Consider the following 9,895-nt stretch of genomic DNA (forward strand, 5'->3'; position numbering starts at 1 on the left):
CTCCTGGACGGTGCCGGCGTTTGGCGTGAAGACAGACGCCGTGCCTGGACGGCTCAATGAGGGCTGGTTCCTTGTCGAAGAAACAGGCACATTTTACGGCCAATGCTCAGAGCTTTGCGGTAAGGACCATGCCTACATGCCGATCGAGGTCCGCGTTGTAGAAGTGGACCAGTATGAAGCCTGGATCGAAAGCCTTAAATCAGGCGAGTTCGACGCTGCTTTCGATGCCATTCGCCCCGCCATTAGTGCCAATAACGACACGCCGACGGACGCTCAGACGCGCCTCGCCCAGGCCCAATAGGATTTCAGAGGGATATCTGACATGCCAATGGATCAAGTTTCAGTCGCTCACGACGATCATGCCCACGACCACAAGCCGGGCTTTTTCACGCGTTGGTTCCTTTCTACGAACCACAAGGATATCGGGACGCTGTATCTGGTGTTCGCGCTCTGCGCGGGCATTGTCGGCTATACGCTTTCCGGCCTGATCCGCTGGGAGCTCGCGGAGCCGGGCATCGGCCCACTGACGGGCCTCATGGAAATGTTCGGCTATCAGGGCGACCAGGCGATCGAGCACGCCAAACACTTTTATAACGTCGTGATCACCTATCACGGCCTCATCATGATCTTCTTCATGGTGATGCCGGCGCTGATCGGTGGTTTCGGTAACTGGTTCGTGCCGCTGATGATCGGTGCGCCTGACATGGCGTTCCCGCGCATGAACAATATTTCCTTCTGGCTCACAGTCGCAGCCTTCATCATGGCGTGTACCTCCATGATGATCCCTGGCACGGGTCAGTTTCTCGGCTTTGGTGGTGGCTGGGTGCTTTATCCGCCCCTGTCCAGCACTGTAGGACATCCCGGTCCATCCATGGACCTGTTGATCCTGTCGCTTCACACGGCCGGTATCGCGTCCATTCTCGGCGCCATCAACTTCATCGTGACCATTCTGAATATGCGCGCGCCTGGCATGACCATGCACAAGATGCCGCTGTTTGCGTGGTCTGTGCTGGTAACCGCTGTACTGCTGCTGCTTGCATTGCCGGTGCTCGCTGGCGCACTGACCATGCTGCTGACCGACCGGAACTTCGGCTCGCAGTTCTTTGATCCGTCCGGCGGCGGCGATCCGATCATGTTCCAGCACCTGTTCTGGTTCTTCGGGCACCCCGAGGTCTACATCATGATCCTGCCGGCCTTCGGCATCATCTCGCACATCGTGTCGACCTTCTCCAAGAAGCCGGTCTTCGGCTATCTCGGCATGGCCTACGCCATGGTCTCGATCGGTGCGATCGGCTTCATCGTCTGGGCCCACCACATGTATACGGTCGGCATGCCGTCCGACATGAAGGCCTATTTCGTGGCCGCGACGATGGTCATTGCGGTTCCGACTGGCATTAAGATCTTCTCATGGATTGCGACCATGTGGGGCGGCTCGATCGATTTCGAAGTGCCCATGGTCTGGGCCATCGGTTTCATCTTCCTGTTCACCGTTGGCGGTGTGACGGGCGTGGTTCTTGCCAATGCCGGTATCGACCATGCCTTGCATGACACTTATTATGTCGTTGCGCACTTCCACTATGTGCTGTCGCTCGGCGCCGTCTTCGGCCTGTTTGCGGGCTGGTATTACTGGTTCGAGAAGATGTTCGGTGTGAAATACAATAAGACAATCGGCTACGCCCATTTCTGGACGATGTTCGTCGGGTCGAACCTGCTCTTCTTCCCGCAGCACTTCCTCGGGCTGAACGGTATGCCGCGCCGCTATATCGACTATGCAGACGGTTTTGCGGGCTGGCACTTCTGGTCATCCATGGGCTACGCCGTTACCCTGGTGGCCACGCTGCTCTTCTTCGTCGGCTTGATCGAGGCGGCCATACGCCGCCGCAAGGCCGCTGCAAATCCGTGGGGCGAGGGTGCCACGACACTTGAGTGGACGCTGCCCTCGCCGCCGCCATTCCACCAGTTCAATGAACTGCCGGAAGTGAAGCCTGAACATCATCCCTAAGGGCCAGGCGGCGTAAGAAAATTCAGGGGCGGCCCTTTGCGTTCATGACGTGAAGGGCCGTTCGCTATCAATCCTTCAGGATCAGACATGGCTAACATCAACACTGCAGACAGCCTTCAAGCCGCGCCCCGTCACGCGACCGCCGCCGACTACATCAACCTGATGAAGCCGCGGATCATGATGCTGGTCGTGTTTACCGCTTTTGCCGGTCTGGTCGCGGCGCAAAGCATGACGGGCGTATCGATGAACCCGATCATGGCAGGTATTGCGACGCTGGCTGTCGCGCTTGGCTCGGGCGCGGCTGGCGCGATCAACATGTGGTATGACGCCGATATCGACGCGGTGATGAAGCGCACATCGACGCGGCCCATCCCGTCCGGCGCCGTGCCGCGCGACGAAGCATTGACCATGGGCCTCATCATGTCGGGCGTGTCCGTGCTGATGATGTGGCTGGCCTCGAATACGCTCGCCGCGTTGCTGCTGGCTGGGTCGATTGCCTATTATGGCTGGTTCTACACCATGCTCCTGAAGCGCCGCACGCCGCAGAACATCGTGATAGGGGGCGGAGCAGGGGCCTTTCCGCCCGTCATCGGCTGGGCCGCCGTCACGGGCAATGCGCCGCTCGATGCCTGGATTCTCTTTGCCATTATTTTCTTCTGGACACCGCCGCACTTCTGGGCGCTGTCGCTACTGGCGCATGGCGAGTATGCCAAGGCGAATGTCCCCATGATGCCGGTCACGCACGGCGCGAAAGCGACGCGTAACCAAATCCTGGGCTATACAGTGCTCTTGGCACTGCTGGGCCTGGTGCCGGTCCTGACAGGCCTTGGCGGCGCGCTCTATGGCGTGACGGCTATCCTTCTCGGCAGCACTTTCCTGTGGCTCGCACTCGGTGTTTGGAAAAGCAGGGCAGGCGAAAAGGACGCAGAACCCGCCGACTTCAAGAAAGCCAAAGGGCTGTTTGCCTTCTCGATCCTCTATCTTTTCATCCTGTTCGGTATGATCATTGTCGAGCACGGGTTTGGGGCCTTTGTCGCCATTCCGGGAGTTGCCTGATGGCCGACCCGGTGCAGCCTGATCAAGTACACGCCGATGATGCTGGCCGCCGTGCGGCCCAAAAGCGGCGCAATCTCTGGCTTGGACTCGCCCTGTTCGCCTTTGTGATCATTGTCGGCCTGACCACGGTCATCCGTCTCGGTGATGCAGAACTCGGCCCAGATGGCGGTCTTTACTGGCACAATCCGCCGCAGGACAACACATCAGAGCCTATGCCAGACTTGCCTGAGCAGGACGGACCATCCGGTGAGGGGCAGCAATGAACAACAGGATGATCGCAATCGGTCTCGGTGTGGTCGGGCTCGGCATGCTCGGCCTCGCCTTCGCATCAAAGCCGCTTTACGACACATTCTGCCGCGTGACAGGCTTTGGCGGGACCACGCAGATCGCCGAGGCGGCGCCTGAAGCCATCATCGACCGTGAGATGACCATCCGGTTCGACGCCAATGTCATCAATGCGCCCGTGATGTTCAGGCCTCTTCAGACCAAGATGACTGTCAGGCTGGGCGAGCATGGCCTGGCCTTCTTTGAAGTCACCAATACGTCCGATCACGATATCAGCCTCATGGCCTCCTACAATGTGACGCCGCATAAGGCCGGGCTTTATTACAACAAGCTTGAATGCTTCTGTTTCGAGGAGCGAATCGTGAAGGCTGGCGCCACGAAAAAGCTGCCGGTCGTCTTCTTCGTTTCGCCGGAAATGAGTGAGGAGCGCAACATGGATGATGTGCGCACGATCACGCTTTCCTATACTTTCTATCAAACTGACAGTTTCGAGGGTGCGGCGAATTCAGCTGCGCTCAATTGAACTGTTGCGACTCTGCTGAACCGCGCGCTAAAAGCGCCAAAACATATGAAGACTCGAGGAATTGTGGCCCATGGCTCATGATGAAGTGAAACACGATTACCACCTTGTGAACCCGTCGCCATGGCCGCTGATTGGCTCAATGGCACTGGTTGTCCTTGCGCTCGGCGCCGTGACCTTCATGAAGGGCCTGTTTGGCATGCCCGAAGGCAGCCCATGGCTGCTGATCATCGGTTTCGCCATGGTTGGCTATGTGATGTTCGGCTGGTGGCGCGAAGTCATCAAGGAAAGCCGCGGGGGCGATCACACGCCTGTCGTCCAGATCGGCCTTCGCTATGGCATGATCCTGTTCATCGCTTCGGAAATTATGTTCTTCGCCGCCTGGTTCTGGAGCTTCTTCGAGTTTGCAATCTTCCAGGGCGCCCGGGTCGGCGAGACATTCGATGTTACCAATCCGCTTTATAGCGACGCTCTTCAGGCCGTGGGTGGCCAGTGGCCGCCGGCTGGTGTCGAGGTGTTCGACCCGTTTCACCTGCCCCTGATGAATACGCTCGTCCTGCTTTTGTCTGGCGTGACCGTGACCGCCTCTCACCACGCTTTGCAGCATGGGGACCGCAAGCAGGCGATATTCATGCTCGCGATCACGATTTTGCTCGGCGTAAGCTTCACCGGCCTTCAGGTGCTCGAATATACGCATGCTGGATTCAGCTTCGACGGCACGATCTATGGCTCGGCCTTCTTCATGGCGACCGGCTTTCACGGTGCGCACGTTGTGATCGGCACGATTTTCCTTGCCGTCTGCCTCATCCGATTGATGAATGGCGGAATGTCGGCCAAGAAACATCTCGGTTTCGAATTCGCTGCCTGGTACTGGCACTTCGTTGACGTGGTGTGGCTGTTCCTGTTCGCCTTCGTCTATGTAATCCCGTATCTGGTGCTGGGCCACTAGGGTCCGGTGAACCGAGCCGTTTCTCCTATCTCCGCCGGGCTCGCCTGCCGGTGCCCGGAGTGTGGAGAGGGGCCGGTGTTCAAAACCTATCTCGGTCTCGCCCCGTCTTGCACAGCATGCGGGGCTGACTTTTCCAAAGCCGATGCCGGGGACGGACCTGCTTTCTTCGTCATGTTCCTTTTGGGGATCCTGATCATGCCGCCCGTTCTTCTGGTCCAGGCCGTGTTCAATCCGCCGGTCTGGGTCCATGCGATCCTGTGGACGCCTGTAATCGTCATTCTCGCGGTGTTGCTGTTGCGGCCGTTCAAATCCCTGATGTTTGCGCTTCAATGGAAAAACAGCGCAGAGCAAGCCACGTGGAACGACTCGTCGGCGGCAGAGGAGCCGCGAGACGAATGACGTTCCGTCCAATGCCGGTGCTGAGCGTGCTGACCCTGATCAGCCTGGCCATACTGATCTGGCTGGGAAACTGGCAGTATGGCCGCTACACCGAGAAGCTCGATCAGGCACCGCAACAGGCTTCACAGTTCAGGCCTGTGCAGGTCTCGATTGTGAAAGATGAAAGCGCCATGGCCCAGCAGGTCTACGGCATCGTCGATGGCGAAGCGGTCTGGCGCCGATATGTGCCCGCCAGGGTCGATGGGGAAGATGGCGTGCTTCTCGCACTCGTCGACGCCACATCCGGTACAGCACCTGTGCCGCTCGCCGTGTCCGGCGTTGAGGACTTCGAGCGCGTTTCGAACGTCTTCCAACGCAAAGCGCAATCAGGCGGGATTGCCCGTTCGAACCGGCCAGAAGATAATATCTGGTATGGTTTCAATGGACCGGCCATGCTCGCGCAGCTAGGGTTTGACCAGGACGCCGTCCGCGTCGTTGAGCCGGATACGATCACGCTGCGTCTTGCAGACGATGCGTCCCGCAGCCGGCAGACCGCGAACCCGTATGCAACTGAAGCTGTCCGTGACCCGCTACCGCCGGAACGCCATTTTGGCTATGCGCTGACATGGTGGGGGATGGCGCTCGCGCTGCTCGGCGTGTACGCCGCCTTTCATCACGCCCAAGGCAGGCTGCGCTTCAAGGGGGAGTAGATGAAATTCATTTCGACACGGGGGCAGGCTGAGCCTGTCGGTTTTGTGGATGCCTGTCTTGCGGGCCTGGCGCCAGATGGCGGGCTTTACGTGCCCGAAGCATGGCCGCAGATAGAACCTGCCGGGCCAGATGAGACCTATGTCGATGTTGCCGCGCGCATCATCTCCGCTTTTGCTGAAGACGAGTTGCCCGCTGAGACGGTGAAAGCCATCTGCGAGCGGGCCTATGCGAGCTTTGCGCACCAGTCTGTCGCCCCGCTCGTTCAGACCGGTCCGAACGCGTTCATGATGGAACTGCATCACGGGCCGACGCTCGCCTTCAAGGATGTGGCGATGCAGCTCATCGCGCAGCTGTTTGATCACGTGCTTGGTGAGCGCGGCGAGCGGATGAGCGTGACCTGTGCCACCTCGGGCGACACGGGCGGTGCAGCGGCGGCCGCCTTTGCCGGCGCGGCCCATGTGGACCTCTTCATCCTGCACCCATTCGAACGGATTTCGCCTGTCCAGCGCTTGTTCATGACGACGACTGGCGCGGCCAATGTTCACAATCTTGCTCTGGATGATGATTTCGACACCTGCCAGTCCATCGTGAAAGGCCTGTTCGCTGATCGCGCTTTTGTCGCTGAGGCGAGCCTGTCTGGTGTGAACTCGATCAACTGGGCGCGTATTGCGGCGCAATCGGTCTATTACGCGACGGCGCAGGCTGCGCTAGGCTCTGGCCGGCCACTTCGATTTGTCGTGCCGAGCGGCAATATGGGCGATGCGCTTGCTGGATATGTCGCAGCCCGCTGCGGCCTGCTGGCTGGGTTTGAGGGCGTCTGCGCGGTGAACGAGAATGATACGCTGGAGGTCCTCTTCTCGGAGGGCCGAATGAAGCGCGACCAAGCCGTTTCCACCCCAAGTCCGGCGATGGACATTTCCGTACCCAGCAATTTTGAAAGGCTGGCCTTTGAAGTGTCCGGCCGTGATGCGGAGCTCGTGCGCGGCATCTACGACCAGTTCGCCCAGAGCGGGGACGTCACACTGCCGCAGAGAATTTCAGGGCCGCTCAATTGTAGCGGTTTGTCGTCCCGATCGGTTTCGAATGAGGAAACCCTCGCGGAAATGACCAAAGTTCTCGAAGAGACAGGCTGGTCGATCTGTCCCCACAGCGCAGTCGGGACTTTCGTGGCGAGAAACATTCCGCAGAGCGACGCGCTGACAGTTGTCCTGTCTACCGCTCATGCCGCAAAGTTTCCTGAGACCGTCAAGGAGGCTACCGGTCGCGACGCGCCTCTGCCAGACCGCGTGGCGGGCCTGCTCGACCGAAAAGAAGTGTTTGAGCGCGTAGACGCGGACATCGGCACGGTCCGGAAATTCATCCTGAAGAACCAGCGATCATAATTCCCCTCGTCAGGCGAGCCGTCAGGCACTAGGTTTCGGGGAATGCGAAGCGCCTCAGACACAAAAGTCGGCCACTGGAATTGGGAGCCGAAGGCCAGGCGGCTCGATATCGACCCGCTGCCGCAATCCTCCCTGGACGATATCGGCGGCAGCTGGACGCTGGATTCGCTCGGCGTGCTTCTCGACGGGCTGAGCCGCAGCCGGCTGGAGCGGGCCCTCGATCCGTCCCGTATGCATGATGAGCGATTTGCCTGCGTGCTGGGCCTGTCCAATGGCGGGGCGATCAGGCTCATTGGTGAGTTCGGCGCCGACGGGTCAGCTCGCGGAGATCTCATACAGGATATCGATCCGGGTTTGAGGTTCGCTGGGGCACCGGGGCCGGGGCTGGAGGCCGTGTTTCAGCCAATTGTATCGCTCTCGACAGGTCATATTTCAGGCTTTGAGGCGCTGGCGCGCTGGGATGGCGAGGCGCCTGAAAATCATTCCGGCGAGACAGGGATTGGAGATGCGGCGCTCGCGCCGAACATGCTGATCCGCGCGAGTGAGGCGCTGTCGCTCTGGCGCAAGGAGGGCGTCGGCGAACACCTGTTCGCCAACGTCAATCTCACCGGGCGCGATCTTGGACGCGAAGACCTTGCTGGGCTCGTTGAAGCGCTGGTCTCGGGCCACGGCTTTGCGCCCGGACAGCTGCGGATCGAACTGACCGAGCAGGCCGCGCTGAGAGACGCTGATGCGGCGGTCCGCGTGGCGACGGCGTTCAAGAAAGCCGGCGCCGGTGTGATCCTTGATGATTTCGGCTCAGGCCATTCATCGTTTTCATGGCTCGCAGCCTTGCCGGCCGATGGGCTGAAGATCGATCCTGAGCTCACCCGCCAAATTGGAAATCCCAAAGTGAACGTGATCCTGGAGACCGTCACGCTTCTCGCCTCACGTCTGAAAATGAGTGCCACGGCAGAGGGGATCGAGGATTTGCAGCAGATTGGCAAGCTGAGGAGTCTGGGCTTTCACTATGCGCAGGGATTTGCCTTCTCTCGGCCGATCAGCGCTGACGAGGCCATCGGCTTGCTCAGGCAATAGAGGGTCAGGCGTTTCCACCCGCTGCGTGCAGTCGGGCCGGATCAATACCGATCTTGTCGAGCGCCCGTTCCCATTTAGCCGAATGCTCGTCGCTATAGACGAGATCGGCTGCAAGCGTCCCTATGATCCAGGAATTCTGTGCAATTTCGGTTTCAAGCTGGCCCGCGCCCCATCCTGAATAACCGAGCGCCATGGTGGATTCCCTTGGCGCGTCGCCCGATGCGATGGCTGTCAGGATGTCCCTTGTGGCGGTCAGACAGACATCTTCTCCAATGTCCATCGTGGCGCCGTCCGAGTGAAAGTCGTTGGAATGGACGACGAAGCCGCGGTCTGTGCCGACCGGTCCGCCATTTAATACGGCCTGATCCGGCACACGTATATCCTGCTCGATCCCCAGTTGTGACAGCAATTGTGGCAGCGTCAGGTCGTCCATCGGCTTGTTGAGAACGATGCCCATGGCGTAGTCGGGCTCATGCGCGCAAACGAGGATAAGTGAACGAGAAAATCTCGGATCGCCGATCCCCGGCATCGCAATGAGCAGTTTTCCAGTCAGATCGTCCGACATGTCTGATCTTCCTCTATAATGAAGAGGCTGACGCAGCGAACGCGAATTGGCAAGCCTTTGATTGATCCGGTGGACCTGAATGCCTAAGTAACGGGCAGATTTAAAGGAGATACAGATGACAATCCAAGTGGGCGAAAAAGTGCCGGACGCCGTTTTGATGGAGATGACCGACAATGGTCCTGAGCCACGCAAGACGGCTGACATATTCTCGGGAAAGACCGTTGCTCTGTTTGCCGTGCCCGGCGCGTTCACGCCGACCTGTTCGGCCAAGCACCTCCCGGGATTTATCGAGAAATCCGAAGCGCTTCACGGCAAGGGCGTCGATGATATCGTCTGCACGTCTGTCAACGACGTGTTCGTGATGAACGCCTGGGGCGAGCAGGCAGGCACAGACGGTAAAATCCGCATGATGGCCGATGGCAACGGTGCTTTCGCCGAGGCGCTGGGTCTTGAAATGGATGCGAGCGGGTTTGGCATGGGCGAGCGCTCAAAGCGTTATTCGATGCTTGTGAAAGACGGCGTCGTCGAGCAACTGAACGTCGAAGATGGCGGGGAATTCAAAGTCTCCAGCGCGGACTATATGCTCGGGCAAATTTGAGTCCCGAATCTGTGCGAACCAGTTTACGAGCGGCGTGTACCAGATCGGTACACGCCGTTTTTTCTGGGTAATTTTTATTGAAAAACGGCAAAAGTGTGCCGATGTTAATGTCAGGTATTAGGAGGGAAGCCTGAATGGAACCATCATTTGTGGTCGCAATTATCGTGGCAGTCGCTGGCCTCGTCCTGCTGACATCGGCCGTCAAGGTCGTGCCGCAGGGTTATAATTTCACGGTCGAGAATTTCGGCCGTTACACTCGGACATTGAACCCCGGACTTCACTTCATCGTTCCGTTCTATCAGCGCGTGGGGCGCAAGATGAATATGATGGAGAGCGTGCTCGACATTCCGACACAGGAAGTGATTACCAAGG

Annotated in this window: 12 protein-coding genes and 1 pseudogene; 12 read left to right on the forward strand and 1 reads right to left on the reverse strand. The window is 58.9% G+C overall.

Going from position 1 to position 9,895, the window contains the following annotated elements; all coding sequences use genetic code 11:
* The 10 genes and pseudogenes from WA989_RS03195 to WA989_RS03240 all read left to right on the forward strand — a co-directional run.
* Positions 1–301: pseudogene (locus WA989_RS03195) on the forward strand (cytochrome c oxidase subunit II); the annotation flags it as partial.
* A 27-nt stretch (positions 302–328) separates the two neighbouring features.
* On the forward strand, positions 329–2,002 hold the full coding sequence (gene ctaD, locus WA989_RS03200; protein ID WP_424339079.1) for a cytochrome c oxidase subunit I: 1,674 nt from the start codon (positions 329–331) through the stop codon (positions 2,000–2,002).
* A gap of 87 nt (positions 2,003–2,089) precedes the next feature.
* Positions 2,090–3,058 carry a heme o synthase gene (locus WA989_RS03205; RefSeq protein WP_424339080.1) on the forward strand — a complete coding sequence of 323 codons (969 nt, stop codon included), beginning with the start codon at positions 2,090–2,092 and terminating at the stop codon, positions 3,056–3,058.
* A complete protein-coding gene (locus WA989_RS03210; protein ID WP_424339081.1) occupies positions 3,058–3,321 on the forward strand; it encodes a hypothetical protein in 264 nt (87 codons plus the stop codon). The genes WA989_RS03205 and WA989_RS03210 overlap by 1 nt, the downstream gene beginning before the upstream one ends.
* Positions 3,318–3,866: a cytochrome c oxidase assembly protein gene (locus WA989_RS03215; protein WP_424339082.1), complete on the forward strand. Its 549-nt coding sequence runs from the start codon at positions 3,318–3,320 to the stop codon at positions 3,864–3,866. Before WA989_RS03210 ends, WA989_RS03215 begins: the two co-directional genes overlap by 4 nt.
* Positions 3,867–3,936: 70 nt before the next feature.
* On the forward strand, positions 3,937–4,812 hold the full coding sequence (locus WA989_RS03220; protein ID WP_424339083.1) for a cytochrome c oxidase subunit 3: 876 nt from the start codon (positions 3,937–3,939) through the stop codon (positions 4,810–4,812).
* A 75-nt stretch (positions 4,813–4,887) separates the two neighbouring features.
* Complete coding sequence (locus WA989_RS03225) at positions 4,888–5,211, forward strand: DUF983 domain-containing protein (protein WP_424339084.1); 324 nt, start codon at positions 4,888–4,890, stop codon at positions 5,209–5,211.
* On the forward strand, positions 5,208–5,900 hold the full coding sequence (locus tag WA989_RS03230) for an SURF1 family cytochrome oxidase biogenesis protein (protein WP_424339085.1): 693 nt from the start codon (positions 5,208–5,210) through the stop codon (positions 5,898–5,900). Before WA989_RS03225 ends, WA989_RS03230 begins: the two co-directional genes overlap by 4 nt.
* Complete coding sequence (gene thrC / locus WA989_RS03235) at positions 5,901–7,283, forward strand: threonine synthase (RefSeq protein ID WP_424339086.1); 1,383 nt, start codon at positions 5,901–5,903, stop codon at positions 7,281–7,283.
* Positions 7,284–7,325: 42 nt separating this feature from the next.
* Entirely contained in the window at positions 7,326–8,360 is a 1,035-nt protein-coding gene (locus WA989_RS03240) for an EAL domain-containing protein (protein WP_424339087.1), read from the forward strand.
* Positions 8,361–8,364: 4 nt separating this feature from the next.
* On the opposite strand, the gene WA989_RS03245 is transcribed toward WA989_RS03240, so the two are convergent.
* Positions 8,365–8,925 carry a YqgE/AlgH family protein gene (locus WA989_RS03245; RefSeq protein WP_424339088.1) on the reverse strand — a complete coding sequence of 187 codons (561 nt, stop codon included), beginning with the start codon at positions 8,923–8,925 and terminating at the stop codon, positions 8,365–8,367.
* Positions 8,926–9,040: 115 nt separating this feature from the next.
* Here WA989_RS03245 and WA989_RS03250 point away from each other — a divergent pair, with 115 nt between their 5' ends.
* Together WA989_RS03250 and WA989_RS03255 are read left to right on the forward strand one after the other, a co-directional pair.
* On the forward strand, positions 9,041–9,523 hold the full coding sequence (locus WA989_RS03250) for a peroxiredoxin (protein ID WP_424339089.1): 483 nt from the start codon (positions 9,041–9,043) through the stop codon (positions 9,521–9,523).
* A gap of 134 nt (positions 9,524–9,657) precedes the next feature.
* Positions 9,658–9,895, forward strand: a 238-nt coding sequence (locus WA989_RS03255) for an SPFH domain-containing protein (protein WP_424339090.1), incomplete at its 3' end; no start/stop codon positions are given.

This window comes from Henriciella sp., from assembly GCF_049649345.1.
In the GTDB taxonomy this organism is placed as follows: Bacteria; Pseudomonadota; Alphaproteobacteria; order Caulobacterales; family Hyphomonadaceae; genus Henriciella.

Excerpts from the sequence above, each read along its gene's own strand:
- ctaD (WP_424339079.1), top strand. The coding sequence starts at position 329 with ATGGATCAAGTTTCAGTCGCTCACGACGATCATGCCCACGACCACAAG.
- WA989_RS03205 (WP_424339080.1), top strand. The coding sequence starts at position 2,090 with ATGGCTAACATCAACACTGCAGACAGCCTTCAAGCCGCGCCCCGTCAC.
- WA989_RS03210 (WP_424339081.1), top strand. The coding sequence starts at position 3,058 with ATGGCCGACCCGGTGCAGCCTGATCAAGTACACGCCGATGATGCTGGC.
- WA989_RS03215 (WP_424339082.1), top strand. The coding sequence starts at position 3,318 with ATGAACAACAGGATGATCGCAATCGGTCTCGGTGTGGTCGGGCTCGGC.
- WA989_RS03220 (WP_424339083.1), top strand. The coding sequence starts at position 3,937 with ATGGCTCATGATGAAGTGAAACACGATTACCACCTTGTGAACCCGTCG.
- WA989_RS03230 (WP_424339085.1), top strand. The coding sequence starts at position 5,208 with ATGACGTTCCGTCCAATGCCGGTGCTGAGCGTGCTGACCCTGATCAGC.
- thrC (WP_424339086.1), top strand. The coding sequence starts at position 5,901 with ATGAAATTCATTTCGACACGGGGGCAGGCTGAGCCTGTCGGTTTTGTG.
- WA989_RS03240 (WP_424339087.1), top strand. The coding sequence starts at position 7,326 with ATGCGAAGCGCCTCAGACACAAAAGTCGGCCACTGGAATTGGGAGCCG.
- WA989_RS03245 (WP_424339088.1), bottom strand. The coding sequence starts at position 8,925 with ATGTCGGACGATCTGACTGGAAAACTGCTCATTGCGATGCCGGGGATC.
- WA989_RS03250 (WP_424339089.1), top strand. The coding sequence starts at position 9,041 with ATGACAATCCAAGTGGGCGAAAAAGTGCCGGACGCCGTTTTGATGGAG.